Annotated in this window: 18 protein-coding genes; 9 read left to right on the forward strand and 9 right to left on the reverse strand. The window is 43.1% G+C overall.

The features are described from left to right. The first annotated feature begins 18 nt into the window (after positions 1 to 18). The 3 genes from SKC37_RS09315 to SKC37_RS09325 are packed head-to-tail and all read left to right on the forward strand — an operon-like array spanning position 19 to position 2936. Positions 19 to 1023, forward strand: a complete 1005-nt coding sequence (locus tag SKC37_RS09315; protein ID WP_377981214.1) for a proline iminopeptidase-family hydrolase — start codon at positions 19 to 21, stop codon at positions 1021 to 1023. Between the two features lie 14 nt (positions 1024 to 1037). Next, positions 1038 to 1664, forward strand: a complete 627-nt coding sequence (locus SKC37_RS09320; protein WP_377981215.1) for an acyl-CoA thioesterase — start codon at positions 1038 to 1040, stop codon at positions 1662 to 1664. A 12-nt stretch (positions 1665 to 1676) separates the two neighbouring features. After that, entirely contained in the window at positions 1677 to 2936 is a 1260-nt protein-coding gene (locus tag SKC37_RS09325; RefSeq protein ID WP_377981216.1) for a prolyl oligopeptidase family serine peptidase, read from the forward strand. 33 nt (positions 2937 to 2969) lie between these two features. On the opposite strand, the gene SKC37_RS09330 is transcribed toward SKC37_RS09325, so the two are convergent. After that, entirely contained in the window at positions 2970 to 3224 is a 255-nt protein-coding gene (locus SKC37_RS09330) for a hypothetical protein (RefSeq protein WP_377981217.1), read from the reverse strand. 83 nt (positions 3225 to 3307) lie between these two features. Here SKC37_RS09330 and SKC37_RS09335 point away from each other — a divergent pair, with 83 nt between their 5' ends. Both SKC37_RS09335 and SKC37_RS09340 read left to right on the forward strand, forming a co-directional pair. Continuing rightward, positions 3308 to 4528, forward strand: coding sequence for a serine hydrolase domain-containing protein (locus SKC37_RS09335; protein WP_377981218.1), 1221 nt, complete (start codon positions 3308 to 3310; stop codon positions 4526 to 4528). A 431-nt stretch (positions 4529 to 4959) separates the two neighbouring features. Continuing rightward, complete coding sequence (locus tag SKC37_RS09340) at positions 4960 to 6024, forward strand: hypothetical protein (protein ID WP_377981219.1); 1065 nt, start codon at positions 4960 to 4962, stop codon at positions 6022 to 6024. Here the strand turns inward: SKC37_RS09340 and SKC37_RS09345 are convergent. After that, entirely contained in the window at positions 5990 to 6634 is a 645-nt protein-coding gene (locus SKC37_RS09345) for a Crp/Fnr family transcriptional regulator (RefSeq protein WP_377981220.1), read from the reverse strand. The two genes, SKC37_RS09340 and SKC37_RS09345, sit on opposite strands and share 35 nt — an antisense overlap. A 107-nt stretch (positions 6635 to 6741) precedes the next feature. Here SKC37_RS09345 and SKC37_RS09350 point away from each other — a divergent pair, with 107 nt between their 5' ends. Then, positions 6742 to 7107 carry a cupin domain-containing protein gene (locus SKC37_RS09350; protein WP_377981221.1) on the forward strand — a complete coding sequence of 122 codons (366 nt, stop codon included), beginning with the start codon at positions 6742 to 6744 and terminating at the stop codon, positions 7105 to 7107. Further along, positions 7104 to 8318: a BaiN/RdsA family NAD(P)/FAD-dependent oxidoreductase gene (locus SKC37_RS09355; RefSeq protein WP_377981222.1), complete on the forward strand. Its 1215-nt coding sequence runs from the start codon at positions 7104 to 7106 to the stop codon at positions 8316 to 8318. Before SKC37_RS09350 ends, SKC37_RS09355 begins: the two co-directional genes overlap by 4 nt. Here SKC37_RS09355 and SKC37_RS09360 read toward each other — a convergent pair. Together SKC37_RS09360 and SKC37_RS09365 are read right to left on the reverse strand one after the other, a co-directional pair. Then, positions 8310 to 8762 carry a hypothetical protein gene (locus SKC37_RS09360; RefSeq protein WP_377981223.1) on the reverse strand — a complete coding sequence of 151 codons (453 nt, stop codon included), beginning with the start codon at positions 8760 to 8762 and terminating at the stop codon, positions 8310 to 8312. The two genes, SKC37_RS09355 and SKC37_RS09360, sit on opposite strands and share 9 nt — an antisense overlap. After that, entirely contained in the window at positions 8746 to 9363 is a 618-nt protein-coding gene (locus SKC37_RS09365; protein ID WP_377981224.1) for a flavin reductase family protein, read from the reverse strand. Before SKC37_RS09365 ends, SKC37_RS09360 begins: the two co-directional genes overlap by 17 nt. Before the next feature lie 74 nt (positions 9364 to 9437). Here SKC37_RS09365 and SKC37_RS09370 point away from each other — a divergent pair, with 74 nt between their 5' ends. Next, positions 9438 to 9701 (forward strand): heavy-metal-associated domain-containing protein, encoded by a 264-nt coding sequence (locus SKC37_RS09370; protein WP_377981225.1) that lies wholly within the window; start codon positions 9438 to 9440, stop codon positions 9699 to 9701. 65 nt (positions 9702 to 9766) lie between these two features. Here the strand turns inward: SKC37_RS09370 and SKC37_RS09375 are convergent, their stop codons facing one another. From SKC37_RS09375 to SKC37_RS09395, 5 genes are all read right to left on the reverse strand, one after another. Continuing rightward, entirely contained in the window at positions 9767 to 11365 is a 1599-nt protein-coding gene (locus SKC37_RS09375) for a carboxylesterase/lipase family protein (RefSeq protein WP_377981226.1), read from the reverse strand. Positions 11366 to 11369: 4 nt separating this feature from the next. Next, entirely contained in the window at positions 11370 to 13001 is a 1632-nt protein-coding gene (locus SKC37_RS09380; protein WP_377981227.1) for a carboxylesterase/lipase family protein, read from the reverse strand. Between the two features lie 67 nt (positions 13002 to 13068). Beyond that, on the reverse strand, positions 13069 to 14748 hold the full coding sequence (locus SKC37_RS09385; protein ID WP_377981228.1) for a cellulase family glycosylhydrolase: 1680 nt from the start codon (positions 14746 to 14748) through the stop codon (positions 13069 to 13071). Then, entirely contained in the window at positions 14749 to 15678 is a 930-nt protein-coding gene (locus SKC37_RS09390; RefSeq protein WP_377981229.1) for an alpha/beta fold hydrolase, read from the reverse strand. Then, positions 15662 to 18310 (reverse strand): M14 family metallopeptidase, encoded by a 2649-nt coding sequence (locus tag SKC37_RS09395; protein ID WP_377981230.1) that lies wholly within the window; start codon positions 18308 to 18310, stop codon positions 15662 to 15664. Before SKC37_RS09395 ends, SKC37_RS09390 begins: the two co-directional genes overlap by 17 nt. A gap of 76 nt (positions 18311 to 18386) precedes the next feature. Between SKC37_RS09395 and SKC37_RS09400 the strand changes: the two genes are divergently transcribed. Continuing rightward, complete coding sequence (locus SKC37_RS09400) at positions 18387 to 19790, forward strand: PQQ-dependent sugar dehydrogenase (RefSeq protein WP_377981231.1); 1404 nt, start codon at positions 18387 to 18389, stop codon at positions 19788 to 19790. Positions 19791 to 20056 lie beyond the last annotated feature (266 nt).

Raw genomic sequence — 20056 nt, forward strand, 5'->3', positions numbered from 1 at the left:
TGTTTAAGTAAAAAAACGATGAACAAACTCCTACTATTAGCCTTTTCTATTTTTACCCTTTCCTCCTGTTCGAAAAGTAGTGAAACCGCCTCTAATTACTTCACTTACCCAGACAGCCTCGAAGCTGGCGGTGTAAAAATGATTCCTATACAGACGCCATCCGGCACCTATAAGGTATGGACGAAGCGTTTTGGCACTAATCCTAAAATCAAAATCCTCTTGCTACACGGCGGCCCGGCGATGACGCACGAATACATGGAATGTTTTGAGACTTTTTTCCAAAGAGAGGGCTTCGAATTCTATGAATACGATCAACTGGGTTCGTATTACAGTGATCAACCGACGGATTCGACGCTTTGGAAAACGGAGCGATTTGTTGAGGAAGTAGAACAAGTGCGCAAGGCCATCGGTGCTGATTCGTCTAACTTTTACATCATCGGAAATTCCTGGGGTGGCATTTTAGGCATGGAATATGCGCTGAAATACCAGAAAAACATGAAGGGCCTTTTGGTCTCGAACATGGTAGCGAGTGCTCCAGAATATGGAAAATATGCGGAGGAGGTTTTAGCCAAACAGATGGATTCTAAAGTCCTAGCGGAAGTAAGAGCGATCGAAGCAAAAAAGGATTTTAACAATCCGCGCTACATGGAATTATTGATTCCTAACTTCTACAAGGAACATATTTGCCGCTTACAAGAGTGGCCAGATGCCTTGAATCGCACGTTAAAACATGGTAATAGTGACATCTATGTCCGTATGCAAGGGCCGAGCGAATTTGGGATTAGCGGACTTTTGGAAAAATGGGATATTAAAAATCGCTTAAAAGAACTATATGTTCCTACCCTGATGATCGGTGCAAAATACGACACGATGGATCCGAAAGCGATGGAAGAACAAAGTAAATTAGTCCAAAAAGGATCCTATTTATACTGTCCTAACGGCAGCCATTTAGCGATGTGGGATGACCAAAAAGTCTACATGAACGGCGTTATTTCTTTCATTAAGAAAGTGGATGGGGAATAATCTTCCTAATTCAGTTGAAGGCCATCTCGAAAGGGGTGGCCTTTTTTTATGGCCAAAATTTAGCTAGCTTAGAGCCTACTAAATCCACCTACATGCTAATTCCTAAGCGAGTTACCGATTCTGAAACCACGATTACTGAATTAATGATTCCAGCGTTTGCTAACTTCAGTGGCAAAATCCATGGGGGCACCTTGCTTTCTTTGATGGATAAAGTCGCCTATGTTTGCGCGGCAAAACACAGCGGTAATTACTGCGTAACCGTGGCCGTGGAAGGTGTAGAATTCTTTAATCCAGTGGAAGTGGGCGATTTAGTCTCCATCAAAGCCTCGGTAAATTACGTAGGTAGAACTACGATGATTATCGGAATGCGAATTGAATCCTTAAAGCCAAAAACGGGTGTGGTCACCCATACGAACTCGTGCTACTTTACCATGGCGGCAAAGAATGATGATGGCGAATTGACAGAAGTCCCTGGCTTGATTTTGGAAAATGAAACTCAAACTCGCCGCTTCGCAGAGGGCAAATTACTTCGTAAACTATCCTTAGAAAAACGTGAATTATTGAAATCTGACCTTAAAAATATCTATTCTGGCGACATTCGTAAGATGTGCGATGGGGAGAAATGTGAATTAACTTACTAAACCTATATAAATATGAAAAAAATCTTCTTACTTCTTTCGCTATTTGCTTTCAGCGCGGTAGCAAAACCCACAGGCACCTACAAAATCGTCGTTGAAGGCTTCGACTGGGGCGCCGGAGTAAACAAAGTCATTCTAGCCTTGAATGACACCACCTCTAAAGTGAATGCGGCAGACTATACCGTTTATGCTAGCCGAAAATTAAGCACAGGCCCTATCGCAGACCAAGATACTAAACGCGAAATCGTTACTGCTTACGTTTCGGATGAAAATGGTGCGCGTGTTCGAACAGGCAAAAACATTACACTGGTTTTATCCGTGGGGCCTCAGTTACCCATTAGCTCCCCTTTTCAATACTTGCGAAGCAAAGGAAACGTTTGGGTAGATTATTCCTTAACGATTTTACAGCCTAAGACGGGACAAATTTGGGATACTTCCACAGGCAAAATCATGCCATTGATTGATCAATTTGACCTAACTGGCAAATACGTGTTCAATGATAAATTAACGATGTCTTACGCTACTTTCACCCCTAAAGTAAAGAAGGACAAAGCGCCTTTGATCATCTGGCTTCACGGCGGTGGCGAAGGTGGAACGGATCCTACGGTCCCTCTTTTGGGAAACAAAGCAGCCAACTATGCCGCTGAAGGTATTCAATCCATCTTCGAAGGAGCCTACGTATTATCTCCGCAATGCCCAGGCGCCTGGATGCATAATGCGCAAGGAGTGGGTACGCAAGGTAAAGACAACGATATCTATAACGAGGGCTTAATGGCCTTAATAAAAGACTATGTCAAAGCAAATCCAGGCATCGACCCTAGCCGCATTTATGTAGGCGGATGTTCAAACGGAGGATACATGGCCTTGAAATTGATCTTTTTGAATCCGGATTATTTCGCAGCTGGATACATTAGCGCTTTGGCCTATAAATCAGAATACATTGCAGAAAGTGATATTCAGAAGATTAAGAATGTGCCTATTTGGTTTGTACACTCCAAAGACGACAGAACCACCATTCCTGACATTACAGTGGTTCCTGTGTTCGATCGTTTACGCAAGGCAGGTGCGAAAAACGTCCACTTCACCTACTATGATCACGTAACTGATATCACTAATTTCTACGGCGGAAAAGGCTTCGAATACAATGGCCACTGGTCCTGGGTTTACCTACACGAAAACCTACCCAGAACGGATCTAGACGGATCACCCGTTCGAGTGAATGGCAAGCCGGTCTCTATTATGGAATGGATGGCGGCACAGAAAAAAGGGAAATAATTAAAAAGGACAGCTTAACGGCTGTCCTTTTTTTTATCGTGCAACAAGTAGGTAAAAGATCAATAAGAGAAAGGCGATTACCAACATGGCTTTCCAATGTATGCGCTGGTATTCACGGTATTTGATCCACATAAAGGCAACTAATACCAAAGTTCCCAAATGAACATACATCTTAGAACTTTCGTAGTCTTGCCCGCGATGTAGTATAAAAATGCAAATGAGTTGATCAACCAAAATACCGGCGGCAATGCCGTACTTTTTCAGGTAAAGACTTAAGGTGTTTTCCATTGTATGTAGTGGTTAAAATTGTGTTTTGTAATCTAGACAAATTCTAGCACCTTTACGTTAATACCTCTCATAAAATCAAAACAATGAAATTCACTAAACACCTCCTCCTCCTGATTAGTCTCCTATTCGTAGGCGAAATCAGTGCACAGGCACCCAAAATTGTGGCCGGCATCAATGTCGACCGGGTAAAACGATTAGAAAAATTTGTTCAGTCCGAAATGGATAAGGGAAACATTCCTGGAGCTGTGACGATGATCATTCACAATGGCCAGGTGGTTCACCAAGGGGCTTTGGGGTACAAAAACGTAGCCACGAAAGCACCCATGACGACGGATGATTTATTTTATATTCAATCCATGACGAAACCCATCATCTCCACGGCATTTATGATGTTGTATGAAGAAGGGTATTTCAAATTAAGCGACCCTGTATCGAAGTACTTACCCGAGTTTAAAAACTTGCGCGTAGTAAGAAGTGTAAATGATGGCCCGGATGCTCCAACTGATTCGTTAAAGTCGCAGATCACAATGACACAATTATTAAGTCATAGTGGTGGATTAACGCATGGTTTGGACCAAAACCCTGTTCAGATTCGATTCAGAAATGGCTATTTCAAACCCGGCATTAAAACGATTCAAGAGCGTGTGGCCAATATGACGAAGTTCCCCTTATTGACTCAACCGGGTACGGAATGGAATTATAGCGCTGGACCAGATGTGCTTTGTGTTTTGATCGAAAAATTCTCCAGAATGAGTGTAAATGAGTTTTTGAAGTCTCGCTTATTTGAGCCTTTGGAGATGAAACATACGGGGTATAATGTGCCTAAAGAGGAACAAGCTAAAATTGTTGCCTTGCATACTAAGGGTAAAAATGGAACGATTTCTGTTGCGGCGAACCAGCCTCCTTTTGAAAACGTGACGGTTTGGAGTGGCGTGAATGGCTTGTTTTCGACGGCTGCAGATTATGCGACTTTTTGCCAAATGATGCTGGCAGGCGGAACCTATAAAGGGAAACAATACTTGAGCCGCAAGACCGTGGAATTAATGACCTCCAATCACACGGGAGACTTATTCCCAACTCCAGGAACAGAATGGGGCCTAGGCTTTGCCGTGGTAACCGACGGGCCAGCGACGAAAACTCCGGCGTCAAAAGGATTATTCTATTGGGGAGGTGCGAACAACACTCACTTCTTTATCGACCCGAAAGAAAAACTAATCGCCTTATTTATGACTCAAGAAAGCAATTTCACCTGGGAATACCACAACAGTTTACGCCAGATGGTTTACCAGACTTTGGCAGATTAATACAGAAAGCCGGGCATCGTCCCGGCTTTTTTTTCTTGCTCTAGCGCAAGAATTACTCGTATTTAATAGTGGACATTTGACCTAAGGATCGCGAACCTCAGGTGACTGCCGAAAAACCTAATAAAAGAGTAGGTGACCATTATTTACATACCTAACCATGTTATACCTAAAATCAACAATTCAGAAATCGAATCGATTTCTAGCTAGCATTACTCTAGCCGCACTACTCATTTCGAGTATTCAAATCAATCCAAGTCCGACAATCAAAACCTCAGAAGCTTGCTTTCTAAACATCTTTAAATTAGAAATCTCTGGAGTCATGGACGGCATAAAACACAATACAGAAGTTGATTTTTATCTTTTTGGTAAAAAAATATTTTAATAAACGGGTTAGGACCTCGGTCCTAACCCCTATTATTCTTCCCAATACTATGCTACATAAAATCGTATTATTACTCGCCCTTTCCTATTCCTCTTTGGCACAAATACGCGTACTAAATGAGAAAAACCAACAACCTATCGAAGGTATAGAGGTCTATTCCCTTACAGGCGTTCTAATGGGACTCAGTGATGCAAAAGGCGAAGTTGAGCTGAAATCTCCAGCCACTTTTCTATTTTCTCATTTTCTGTACGAAAGCAAAACAAGTACAGCGACGACACCGCAAGTTTATTTAAAACCACGCAGCATTCAGTTAGCTGACGTTCAAGTAAAATCGAATAAACGGAAAATGGGCGTTTTACTAAAAGGCTATTTCCGGAGCTTTCAATTTAGAAATGATAGTCTAGAGTTTTTCAGTGATGGCGAGATAGAAGTCCTAGTCCCTGCAAATCCAAACAAAAGCGTCGAATACAAACGGATTCAACAACGAAATTTCAAAGGCCAATTGTTTAAAATGGCTTCTCAGGGAAAATCGACGAGTTACGGCATGACCATCACCCTCCCTCCTATCCTCGAATTGATTAGAACTAGAGACTTACAAGCCTCGGCCCAAGCCCTAAACGCGAGGCAAGATTCAGTTGCGCTCATACAAGCTGAGACAGGGGTTCGCTGGGGTCAAATGAATCGAATAAATGTCCAACTTCTTCAAGTGGCAATTCATCAATATCCACTAGGGAAACCTCAAATACTTAAAAGTTTGGGAATGGAATCGCACATCTTAGTGAACGACGAAGAAAGTATCGCTCAAGTCGAGAATAGAGAAAACTTCGATCCCATCCAGCTCATCTATCATAAGAATGTGAATAAAATAAATTTCAAAGCGAAAGGAAAATCCCACTTTGATCAATATCATTCCATCACGGAATTTTTTATTCATTCCGCTGAGATCGAAAAAGGGGACGAAAAAGGATTCTCTAAGAGAACTTCACTAGGGGATTTATCTATTTACAGCGACCCTTATTGGGAAAAAGCTGCTTCTCATCCGAATTTCAAACCGCTACCGTCTGCCATAGAAGAAGAAATTAATCAACAAACGAAGGAGAAGCATTTGCCTTAAATGGCTTCCCTTTTGCCATTCTACTTCTAATTCTACTTAATTCTGAAGGACTGATATTCAGAAATTGAGCAATGTATTTATCAGGTACTTGTTTGATATGCGCAGCAAAGTGAAGACAATAATACTCGTAACGCATTTGACAATTACCCATGTGTAAAATCAAGTTTAGGTGTTCCATTTCAAAAAAATAGAGCTCCATTAGTTGACGAAAAAGAAGAGAGAGAACAGGAATCTGAACGAATAGTTGATCGAGTACGCAACGATCAAGGTAAAGTAGGGTTGTTCGCTTAATCGTTTCCGAATGAATGATTGTTAGTTTAGTAGGCTGGAAACTAGCAGCTGATAAACAGAAAGTAGAAGGGAGGACAAAACCTCGATCGATAGTGGCGTCTTGCTGTGTTGTGTTAGGAATTGTAGAAAAGTGTCGAAGAAGGCCATCTACAACAAAATATAAACGCGGATTCAAGTCGACACAAGAGGTAATGGGTTGATTACGTTTAGTCTGCTGGTATTTAAAAGCGCGCAAAATGATCGCTAATTCTTCGGTCGACAATAGATGAAATGATTCCAAAAATTGACTTAATCGCTTCTTTGACTTTAGGTTATTCATAGTGGTTATCCGTTTTAATGACACTAAACTAGTGGATTCAAAAGAGTCATAATAACAGTAAACTGATATTATGCGATTTGCTTCCTGATTTTATCTTATTTTTGTACATGAGTAAATCACCTTTAAGCAAAGCACCTTTAAACAGGACACATTGGATCGCAGACGCTGATATCGAATGGGAAATCCTAGACGAATATTGCAAACGCAAAATCATGGCCTATAATGACGGTCTAATGATCGTAAAAGTGCATTTCAAAAAAGGAGGAGTCGGTGCAATTCACCAACATATCCATACCCAAGGTTCGTATGTAGAAAGTGGGGTTTTTGAGGTGAAAATTGGTGATGAAAAGAAGATCCTGAAACAAGGTGACGTGTTTTTCATCCCTCCCTCTATTGACCATGGTGTAGTCGCTCTTGAAGAAGGCATTTTGGTGGATTCGTTTAATCCTATGCGCGCAGATTTTATCCAATGAAAATAATCGTCATAGGTGGTGGAGCCGCTGGATTTTTCGCTGCTATTTCTGCCAAAGAACACAACCTTGAGGCCGAAGTAACCATCCTGGAGAAAACATCCAAGTTTTTAGGAAAGGTCAAAATATCTGGTGGTGGTCGCTGCAACGTGACCAATGCTACATTTAATTCCCGTTTGCTATCTGAGAACTACCCACGAGGAGAGAAATTCCTCCGCAAGGCTTTTGAGGTCTTTAATGCATCCTCTATGGTCGAATGGCTAGAGACTCGAGGTGTAGCTTTGAAGACCTACCACGACAATTGTATTTTTCCCCTTTCGAACGATTCCCAAACCATCATCGATTGCTTTATGTCGGAAGCAAGACGCTTGCACATTAACCTGCATAGCTGTCAATCAGTGGAAGAAATAAAGCCTACAGCGAAAGGCTTTCGCATCCATTGCCATGATACAGAATATGACGCGGATCGCGTGATTGTGACGACCGGTGGACAACCGAAGATGTCTGGATTGCTTTGGCTAGAAGACGTAGGACATCAGATCATTCCGCCAGTCCCATCCCTTTTTACATTCAACATGCCGCAGGAACCTATACGCGATTTAATGGGAATTGTGGTGGAGAAAGCCCGTGTTCGGATTGAGGGCCAAAAACTTGTAGGCCAAGGGCCTCTATTAGTCACCCATTGGGGAATGAGTGGACCGGCTATTCTGCAACTGTCAGCTTGGGGAGCTCGGATTTTGGCAGAGAAAGAATACCGATGCGCCATCCTGGTGAACTGGTTAGACGAAACAAAAGAAGAAGAATTGCGGGTGCTAATCACGCAAGTCATCAAAGAGCATGGGGCCAAAATGATGTCCAATTTGAATCCCTTTGCGATGCCGAATCGACTTTGGGTCTACTTACTAGAAAAGAATGAAATCAAGACCAGCTTACGCTGGAATGAATTAGGTGGCAAAGCGCTCAATAAATTAATCAATACCTTGATTAACGACCGTTATGTGGTCCAAGGGAAAACGACCTTTAAGGAAGAGTTTGTGACTGCTGGCGGCGTTGACTTACAAGATATCAGTGTCCAAACCATGGAAAGTAAAAAGTGCCCTGGCTTATTTTTTGCGGGTGAAGTAATGGACATCGATGGTATCACCGGTGGATTCAATTTTCAATCCGCTTGGACGACCGGATTTATTGCTGGTAAGAGCGCAGGTTTACTTTAGAATATCCTTAATAATCACCATGTGGTGATCTGTATGCATCACTAAAAACGGAATGACATCTTTCTTTTTCGTATCGCCAAAATAAGGATGGGAAAAATAATGTCCCGCTCCTACCGATTCAAATGCCCTTATTTTAGTGCGACATAGATCGATATGATTTTGAAGCGTCTCTGCCGTAAATATATCAGGAACCACAAATTTAGGCGCCTTAGATTTACCTCTTGGGATTTTCCCACGCCAAAAAATCAAATACTTAATAGGGCGAAAACTCCATTTGTATTTTGAAGGATCTGATTTCGTTACGCCCTCTATCACAGAGGAAATAACTAATAAACTATGCTCAATTTGCCAGCCCACAGAGGACGAAGAAACCGTCTCATTACGAGCTTCTAACTGCGGAATATAAGACGCTAATTCGTCTACGAGATTAAGTAGTTTTTGCATACGGCAAGTTATCAATTTTATCTGTTTTGTAATAACCTGAGGTTCCCAGGGAGGTTAAGACTCCGGCTTTGGCCAAATCCAAAAAGCCATCCTCCTCCTGAATTCCTGCTGGCACATAGGCCTCCTGCAAAGATCCAATAACTAAAAAAGTATTATTCAACTCAATGGGCATCACTTGCTCGAATTTCAACACATACTGTACCGGGGATTCCGCCACGAAAGGCGCAAGACATCCCTCTTTGAATTCCTCTGTCAAGCCAGTCATTTCAAACTCTGAAACGCCATCCGGGTACTTCGCACTCGTCTGATGCGCCTGTTTGTACATCGATTCCGTCACTAAATTAACCGTATAAATACCAGTTTCTTGGATATTTTGTAAGGTATGAGGAGCAGCCGCTAAAGGACGATTAATAAAACCAATCAGCGCTGGATCAGCTCCTAAATGAACAATATTGCTAAAAACAGCTAGGTTTGAAACGCCTTTGCCGTTCACCGTTCCGATCAGCGAAAGACTTTTAAATCCACTCAAGGAGTTGATTAAATTAGCGCGGGTGAAACGGTCCCAGGTTTGGAGTTCTGAAAGAGAAAAATGTTTGCTCATAAAGGTAGAAGTGACTTATATCACTTTTTATGGCTTAAAGATAGGCTACATTTGACTAAACAAATAATAACACCATGAAAACGCAAGAGATTTTCGTTGAAAACATTAAGTGTGCAGGATGTATGACGAGCATAAAGCACGCTTTATTAAAAATAACTGGTGTCAAAAAAGTAGAAATCGATAAAGACGAGGAAAAGGTCAGCTTAACGGGAGATCAGTATCAATTAAGCGAGGTCATTGATTCGTTAAATAGTATGGGTTACCCACAAAAAGGAGAAAACTCCGTGTTCAAACAAGCCAAGTCCTATGTCAGTTGTGCGATAGGTAAAATGAGTTAATCTTTCTTATAGTATACAAAAAAGGCCCTTCTCGCAAAGGGCCTTTTCTATTACAAAGCAATGATTTATCTAGCAATCAAGCTATACAATTCCGCATCTTGCTGAGGTTTCACCTCGCAAGTATTATTGAAGTGCATCGTCGCTGTATTTGCAGTATCGAACGTAGGCCAAGCCGGGATACCTTTGTGACCCGGGTTACCCGTTTTAGCAAAGTTAATCCAAGACGAGCTCATTCGGTCTGCTAAGACATAGGCTTCTTTTCCGCCTCCTGTCATTTCCTCGCAACGCGCGATGTTATTGAAGCAGAACGGTAATTCCATGCAGTGGAAAGCTTTGTATTTACCATCCATCACGGGTGATTGCCACGTCATTAAATACATGTAAACGGGTGCCGCTTTCAGAGCTGATTTCTCTTTCGCCTGAACCACTGCTCCTGGACGGAACATCACGTCCACATCCATTAAATCAGATGGCTTCGTGTCATTCGGATAGGCTTTCTTTACGGCTGCCTTGAACGCCTCCGCTTTGTCACCATAGGTTCTTTTGATATAGGCATCCACTTGTTCTGCTGTCGCATCGGACATTCCTGTCATGATGGATGGCATGAATTCGTTCTTCACTGTTCCGATTAACAAAGGCACGTCTTTAGATAATTCGAATGCCTCTTTCGAGAACAATTGGTAAGGCAATAAGTCGCCGTCTACTGATGGTCCCCAGCTAAGGCCAAAACCAACTACGGGTTTTCCTGCTGCTTTCATTTGGGCAGCGATGGTTGCTAAGGCTTTCTTTCCGGCAGAAGCTAATACCGGATATGGGATCGTTTGCAAGCTATCTACTTTCGCTGCTGGGATGTTAAGCGCTTTCAAGACTTCGGCAGTGATGCTTTGAGTCGTTGCTTTGTCTAACATGTTTGCGCGGAAGGAGCCACTTTGGTTGATTGCTTTGCTGAACAAGCCTTTCGCTGAAGGCATCGCCATCAAGGTATTTACTTTCGCGCCTCCGCCAGATTGTCCGAAGATAGTTACGTTTTTCGCATCACCCCCAAAAGAGCCGATATTTTCTTTTACCCATTCTAACGCCGCACGCATATCCAATACGCTATTGTTTGCCGAGTATTTGTATTTCTCGCCGTAAGCCGATAAATCTAAATAACCCGTAATGTTCAAACGATGGGAGATGGAAACGACTACGACGTCCCCTTTTTTGGCCAAATTCTCTCCATCATAAGACGGCAATTCAATCGCCGAACCAGCTGTGAATCCACCACCGTGAATCCAGAACATCACCGGACGTTTCTTTCCATCATTGATACCAGGCGTCCACACGTTAATGCGCATGCAATCTTCATTCGTAAAACCCCAGTTGTGGTTGAATACGAATTCTGATTCGTCCTGAATCTGAGTAGTCTCGTCAATTAAGGGTGAAACCGGACCATAAGACATAGACGAACGAACGCCAGCCCAAGGTTTAGGTTTATGAGGTGCTTCAAAACGAGCCGCCTCCGCATACGGAATCCCTTTGTAGGTATAGATTCCACTGTGAATATAACCACGTACTTTACCGGCATCCGTCGCCACGATAGCCACATCTTTACCGGTCGTAATTTGCGCTTTCAAGCCCATGGAGGCCATAATTAGCGCACTAGCCATTAATAATTTTTTCATAAGATTAGTTTTTATAGAATTTGTCTAAGAACTCATAACGTGCGTCATCCGTCGCCTTGATTGCTTTGGATTCCACATCAATCACCATCACACCTGGCTCCTTATCTTGTGGAGCTGCTGCTGGCCAGTTTGCCAAAGTTCCTCCGTTCGGATTTCCCGTCTTTACGAAGTTCGCGAAATAGGTGAACATCGTTTTAGAAACCGTATAATCATCCGCCGTGAAAGCGTAATCCTTAATCAAGTGCAAGTTGCCCATGCAATATTCGATCTCACAAGCGTGAGGAGCTCCCACCGCTGGACGAGGTTTCGGTGCATTTGGATCCGCTTTCACTGTTCCCCCAGCTAAACCTGACGCGACTGACTTGTCCACTAGTGGAGCGCGGTGGCGTGAATATAAATAACGGTATACCGGTTGCGTTGAATTCTTACGATGTAAATCAAACCACTTCCACGTGCTGTAAGAGATAAAACGATCCGCCGCTAGAGCCGTAGCTGAACGCTCGATCACATCCTCAGAACCCGATGGATATAATTTTAGAACGGTTTCGTGATCTACTGGATATGCTTCTTTTACTTTAGCCACATAATTATCATGCGTATACGGCTTGCCTTGCATAAAGGCTCCACCCGGAATTTCCGCTGAGTTCCAACCTAACAATAAAGGAACCATCGATTGCTGTTTTGCATTGAATAATTCTGGTAATGTTTTTGGCAAGAAATAACCGTCCACCACCGTAGAGAAACTCATGGTGCGAGTCTCTTGAGCGATTTCAAATAATTCGCGAGATGACATGGCGCGTAAATCTTTCAAAGACTTCGCTCCTGCTTTTTCCGCAAAAGCTACACCCGCTTTCTCTGCTTGCGCTAAAGGTACCGGGGACATCGTCGGATTAATTCCCGCACCACTTTCGCCGATGGCTCCGGCGATTAAGCCTTTTGATAGCGGTGAAGCCATTTGGACAGATACAGAGGCAGAACCTGCTGATTCCCCAGCGATCGTCACTTTAGACGCATCTCCGCCAAAAGCAGCGATGTTCTTCTTCACCCATTGCAAGGCTAAGTTTTGGTCTAAATAGCCATAATTTCCAGAGGCCTTATAAGAAGCCTCCGCTGATAATTCCGGGTGAGTAAAGAAACCAAAAAGGCCTAAACGGTAGTTCACCGTCACGACCACGATTCCTTGTTTAGACATCGCCTCGCCATCATAGCGTGGCTCCGATGCATCCCCCGCGAATAAGCCACCGCCGTAGAAGTAAACTAAGACAGGTAAGTTTTTCGTATTTCTTTTTGCAGGAGACCAAACGTTCAGATATAAACAATCTTCACTTAGACCCGCAGAACGAGATCCCATGTCCCCGAAAACAATCGCCTGAATAGGACGTGGTCCAAAAGCTTTTGTTTTTTTCACTCCAGACCAAGGTTCAGCCGGAACTGGTGCTTTCCAACGTAAATCTCCTACCGGTGGTTTGGCAAAAGGTACACCGAAATACGTCTGAACTCCTGTTTGTGTATTGTAATCACCTTCGATGATTCCTGATTCGATTTTAGCCTGAACAGGCATTTTAAAATCAGTCTGTGCAAACGCGCTAGACGCAATTAGGCCTAGCAGGCAAGTAAGTTGCCAGATTCTTTTCATAGTTTACTTGTTAAATAGGTTTATTGTCAATAATTGATACAATAATAAAACAATCTTTTGGAAAGTCCTATTGCTTGTATACGCTCACCGTTTCAAATTCATTTGATTTGCCGGTACTAACTTGCAAAATATAAGGTCCAGGCATTAACCCTTTCGTTTCCAACACTCCTCCTGTTTCCATCTTTGAACTTTGATGAATTCGACCAGTCAAATCCACAAATCGAACTTCCTGCGGACCCTCACCCTCAATATGCACAAATTGATTAAACGGATTAGGGTAGACTCTTGGAGTTTTCTGCTCAAAGCGTGCCTCTAATGGGATTTCGTCCACTATTTCCTCCACTTTTAGTGTCGTAATTTGCAATACTCCTGTAGAATTACCTAGGTCAAAAGATATCCGCGCATTAGCGTCAAAAGGCTCATTCATCGTGAATAAAAACGTGTATTCAGATTCAGTTGTACCTACGGTAAATGAGTTGTAATTACTGTAAGCATTATAGGGACTTGAAGCGCGACCCATATAGCCGGTAAAGGAAATGGCTTTGTCTGCTTTGGCCCTAAACTTCACTAAATACCTTCTTTTATACGAAAGAGGAAATCCCGATCTGGCTAGTTGTATATGCCAACCCGTACCTGTCACCGATGAAATGGCTACTTTAAGGCCTGTCCCCTCCGCATTCATGGTGGCAGAGGCGCCCGAATTCAGGTTCAAATTCCAGCCTGCGGTACCATTTAAATCAAACAATTGTTTCGTCGGAAGTACTTTAGCAGCAGGCAACGGATTTTTTAATAAGGCATTGACTAATTCTGTATTGTATGTGCCAGAGACAGGATTATATATGCCAAAACCAGCGGAGAACTCCCAATACGCCCAACTCAAGCCCTGCGACTCAATCCACCTAGCTAAAAAAGTAGTCCATCTGGCACGAGATGCCATATCGGCTTTTTCATAGGCCCCAAATTCGCCCACGTGGAGCGGAATATTCTTTGAACGAGCCCATTGGATGGCATAGCTAAAATCCGCAATCACTTGATCCCTTTCTAATTGCAAATCCTCCCATTTCGTCCCCAGGTATTTATCTTTATTTCCAGCCCAATCTGCCCCCTGATGTGTAAAATTAAAAGGACTGTAATAATGTACACTCAGAATTAAGTTCGGGTCCGATGGCGGATTAATATTTTTCACCCCCTCCAAACCTCCGTACAAAGCCGTTCCTAAGAGTACTTTTCTAGTCGGATTCGTTTTTCTGATTTCTGCCAAAGCCTCCGCAAAATACACATTCCACAAATCAGGCGTCAAGGCATCATGCGGCTCATTCAGTACTTCAAAAAGCAGGTGTTGATCATAGCCTTTGAAATAATTCGCTATCTGAGACCACTGGCTTATGAAACGAGGTTTTGCCCCAGCCGGATTAGTAAAAATCTCCTCATGGTGATGCATATTGATGATCACATAGAGGTTCTTAGAAATCGCTAAATCCACAACCGATTTAATCCGCGCTAAAAAAACGGGGTTAACGGTATAGGGTGCGGTGAGCTGTGTCCTTTCCGCCACATCCCAGCGAATCGGCACTCGGATATGATTAAAACCTTGCTCGGCAATCTTCGTAATGTACTCTTCTTTGAATGGATTACCCCAGGCAGTTTCTGAGGGAGCCTCAAACATATTACCTAGGTTTATCCCTCTGCCTAAATCTTGGGCAGATAAGGAATAACACCAAAGTAATAGCAAGACAATTTTCTTCATTTACTGCACAAAAGATAATATCGAAGCCGCCACCTTTCCAGGCACCTCTTCCATAGGCACATGTCCTACGTTTTTATAGATCTCCGCTTTGCTTCCTTTGATATCTTTCAAGAAGTTATCGACGTTATTCACCCCGATCAGGTTGTCCTTATCGCCCCATAAGATCAAAGTAGGCGTCTTGACTTCTTTAATGCTTTCTGGATTACCTTTAAATGAGCCTTTGAAAATCATCAATGCGGCTTCTCTGTTTCCTTCTCTAATCGCCACATCATGGAAACGCTCTACTTGCTCATCCGTCACGCGAGCTGGATCATAATAGACCGTTTCTAAACTCTTACGCACTAAGGCTTTGGGAGTGGCATACAACAATAAATTATTGATCACAGGAGTGGATGCCAGCTTAAATCCTAAGGAACCACTTTCCCCTTTCTTCGGATATCCGGCCGCATCGATCAAGATCATTTTAGCGAGGCGTGATGGATTGTGTAAGGCATAATTCCAGGAAATTGCCCCGCCCAATGAGTTACCCGCTAAGATGAATCGCTTGATTTTTAGACGCGTAGCAAAAGAATCGATGAACTTCGAATAATAAGGGAAATTATAGGCCATTTCAGGGGATGGTCCCGTTAGTCCAAATCCTGGTAAGTCAAGGCTAATCACCCGTCTATGTTGCTTCAAATCAATCACCACACTATCCCAGGTATTCAAAGACGAAGACATTCCGTGCAATAAAATCAGCGGCAAGGTATCAGTTGCGACACCCTCGTCCCGGTAATGCACTTTCATTCCCATGATAGGCATGAATTTAGAATCCTTGTTCGCGTACAGAGGAATCAGCTCTTCTACGGGTCTGTCTCGTTCACAGACGATAAAAAGTAAAATGATGATTAGGCCAATAAAGCCCCCTAAAATCTTAGCGATTGTTTTCATACAATTGATTGAATACCATTTTGAATGTGCTGTGTGTTTGGCCTCTAAACGTTACTTCTGGACCATACACATATAAATTTCCTTTACCCACTTTCGCTTGGAAAGCTGCTACCCCATCTTGCAAATAAGCCTGGCCAAAAGCCCAACCACTGCGCAACGTTTTCTCTGTCGCGAACCACGCTAATGGAGTTAATACACCACGAGAGATAGACTCCGGCGCTAACTTAAACACGGGGCTTGCTGCAAAGATCACATCCGCTTTAGGCGCCATTCCCCAGTTTGCTGGTGAATTTTGATCTACCGTCACTTGCATCACACTGCCTGGAATATAGAATTTCTCACCCGGCAAATTGCGCTCTTTTCCTCCCACCATTTCCACTAAAGCATTCTTTACAGGCAGATTTAAATGATAGGCCAAGTTCGCACTCGATCCAATCGTGATGATATCTCCGCCCTCTTCTAAGAAAGCGCGAAGCGCAGGTACAGATTTAGTTGCAGTTATCTTACCCATCGTCTCTTGGTATTCCGCTGGAATATCAGCCTCTACTGGTTCTTTCTCATCCCACTCGTTTGCCGGCTCTGCTCTTAAACCTGGAATGGCTCCTTTGACAAAAATCAAGACATCGAATTTCGAACGTAATCCACCTTTATCGATCTCCTTAGCGAACACTAATTTGAAGTCAAAATGGTGCTGTTCTAAAATCCAACGCAACCAACCCGACGGCATCGAACCACCATAGGTATCCCAAAGACCCACACGCTTCGTGCCTACTTTACGGGAAACATCAGCTGGCAAAGCATTTAGTGCTTGTGTTTTCACGGTCGCCTTCGCCAAAATGTCTGCTGCTGCCGCACTGTGTTTCACATAAAACGCTGAAGCGTTTTTCGACACTTCTACACCCGCTTTTAGCAAATCATTCAATAAGGTTAACGATGCGTTATCCGAAGTGGAGAATGAATAATAAGCACCCGTAGCAAATACGGGTTTAGACTTTTGAAGTTCGCCATAAGGAACCGTTTCGAATGGACCGTTTACGTCTTCCAACATGCGATCAAACTGAATCCCCATCGTATAAGCAGGCGTCCAGCCAGCAGCATCATACGGACGAACTGGAGGTCCTCCTGGGTATTGGAAGTCATTCGGGTGATCTTGTGGTTCGAACATATCAATCACGTGCGGACGGAAAGCTTGATTTGTCTTCACGACATAAGAACCTGCTGGATAGGCTTTTCCTTTTACCTCAAAAGCTTTTGTAGCCTTCTCAACCCGGATACCACTTTTAATCAAGATATTAATAAAGGCGATACCTGAAGTGGGTTGATCTGCCGTCACGATGTATGCCCGCGCATCACGAGTCGCCGGATTCTTGTAGACAGCGGCGAATAAACTATCTGCTTTCTTCTTATAATTTCCACCTGAAATTTCTGCTAACTTCTCCACTTTGTTTGGAGACATCGTCCAGTAATCTTGAGATCCTAAGTCGATCGATTTCTTACCCATCTTGTAAATATTCATCAACACCTCTTCACGGTAACGAGTCGCGTAATTCAACACGGCATAGTTCAACGAAAGCGAATAATCAATCGAATTCTTGAAGAACCATTTGCGCGGCGTGATGGGGAATGGTGTCGCCGAATTGGGAATCAAACGATTAGGTACTAATGGAATGTTTTCAGGAGTTGGATCCCCGATAATCTCCGTTAATAAACCAATGATATTGTGGTAATAGGCTGTGGTACGCAATCCACCATTCCACCAAGTCGAATAAACGGAACCTGATTTCATCGTATAACCCGGCTTGCCTTCTGCGTTTAAGCGTGAGCTCATCGCCGCACCTAAGGCATCGATTCCTGTAATAAGAAGCGGATCGTACACATAATTGAATGGATCGCGGTAAGGAGGACCTGCAACGACGGTTCCGTCTGGACCCGTTTGGTGGTGATTGTATAGGATTTGAGGCATCCATTCGATGTATTGTTGGCGAGCCATATTCGTAGACTCGCTCATATTCATCATGTAGAAATCGCGGTTATTATCATGTCCGATGTATTTTTCATACAGACGAGGCAAGTTATCGGTCGAGCGTTTCAGCGTATCTGCTTTGCGCATGTACCAATTGGAAACGAGTTCCTGACCATCTGGATTTGCATGGACAAATAGGATGATCGTGTTTTGAAGAATGCGTTTCGTTTCCTCATCGTTTCTGGTCGTGAACTGGTAGATGGATTCGATCCATTGGTGAATTCCTACCGTTTCTGTGGCGTGTAGACCGCCGTCGATCCAGACGATGGCTTTTCCTTCTTTGGCCAAAGACTTAGCCTCCTGCTCAGACAAGCCTTCCGCCCGCGCCAAGCGCTGCGAAATGGCCTTATACTTCGCCAGATTCTTAATATTTGCCGGATCAGAAACAATGACCATGTATTGATTTCGTCCCTCTTCGGTCTTTCCAATCGACTGCAACTTTATGCGATTGGACGCTGCGGCGACCTTTTTCAGGTAACCTTCCGTCTGCGTAAACGTAGCTAAATGGTAATTATCGCCTATGTTAAAGCCAAAATGCGATTTAGGACTAGGAACCTGCGCGCGAATCGTCAGCGACGCGAATAATAGAACGAGTAAGATTTTTTTCATAAGTTGAATCAGGTAAGCTTTAAAGATAGAAATATAGAAATTAATATTTAGCTTCGTGGCAGAAAAATACCAAGCTATGTTAAAAAAAATATCCTTTATTGGCCTGATTGCGATGGCCGCTTTAAGTACCATGTCCTTAACGAATGCTCCAGCTGTTGCTGAAGAGCCAGCAGAGGTTAATTACACCAAATATTGTGCGTCTTGCCACGGTGAAAAAGTGGAAGCATTTGTGGACCGCAAGTGGAAGCACGGAGACAAAAAATCAGACATCTTTAACAGCATTACGCACGGCTACCCGGACGCCGGAATGCCTACGTGGAAAGAGGTTTTGACACCTAAAGAAATTGAAAAACTGGCAGATTTAATCGTTGAAAATTTAGCTGGTGTTGAGCAATATAAATTTGCCAATAAACCAACGTCAAACATCTTCAAGTCGGATGGAATGACCATCGTTTTAGACACGATCGCCACTGGTTTCGATAGCCCTTGGGGTTTCACGCAGTTACCTTCGAACGATTATTTAATTACAGATCGCGCGGGTGTATTGTATTTAGTAGATCAAAAACGCAACAAAACGGCGATCAAAGGGACTCCAGAAGTGTATGCGCAGGGACAAGGTGGTTTATTAGATGTCACACTTCACCCGCAATACGAGCAAAATGGCTGGATCTACTTATCCTACTCGAAGTTTAAAATGGAGGATGGTGCCAAAGTAAATACAACAGCCATCGTTCGTGGAAAAATCAAAGACAATAACTGGGTAGAAGCTCAAGAGATATTCGAAGCGAAACCTTACACGAAAACTTCTTTCCACTACGGTTCTCGCATTACATTTGACAAAAAAGGACATCTATTCTTCTCTGTAGGAGAACGTGGAATGGAAAAAGTATTCCCTCAGAGTTTAGATAATGACAACGGTAAAATTCACCGTTTAAATGACGATGGAACGGTGCCAGCGGATAATCCATACAAGAACACAGATCACCCAAGTATCTATTCTTTCGGACAACGTAACCCACAAGGTTTGACGACGAATCCATGGACGGACGATATTTGGGAGACGGAGCACGGTCCTCGAGGCGGCGATGAGATTAACATCATCAAAGCAGGCAAAAACTACGGCTGGCCGGTGATTACATATGGCATTAACTACGATGGAAAACCGATTTCAGCTATCTCCAAAAAAGACGGAATGGAGCAACCTATCTCCTATTTCATCCCATCCATTGCTCCATCTGGATTGACTTTTGTGACGGGTGATAAATACCCGGCTTGGAAAGGTAACTTGATGATCGGATCACTACGTTTCAATTATTTGAACCGTGTGGAGGTAAAGAACAACAAGGTGGTGAAGCAAGAAAAGGTATTAATCAACGTGGGCCGTATGCGCAATGTGAAGCAAGGCCGCGATGGGTATTTGTATGTGGGGGTTGAGAGTCCGGGGATGGTTTTTAGACTAAAACCTACGGTTTTAAAATAATAGAGCATAAAGCACAAAGAATAAAGAAGATTAGTGGATATTTATAAATAACTATACTATCGAAAAAGGCTTCGACCCTTTTTTGATTACAATTTATGCTCTGTGCTTTGTGCTTTACAAAATTACTATACTATCAAAAAAAGGGCTTCGGCCCTTTTTTTGATTCCAACTTTATGCTTTGTGCTTTATTCTTTGTGCTTTAAATGGAAAATTAACCATTTGTCAAGAATCACTTCTTGCTGACACTTTTTTGTGGGAAATTGCGT

The sequence above is a fragment of the Aquirufa esocilacus genome (genome assembly GCF_042715595.1).
GTDB lineage: Bacteria > Bacteroidota > Bacteroidia > Cytophagales > Spirosomataceae > Aquirufa > Aquirufa esocilacus.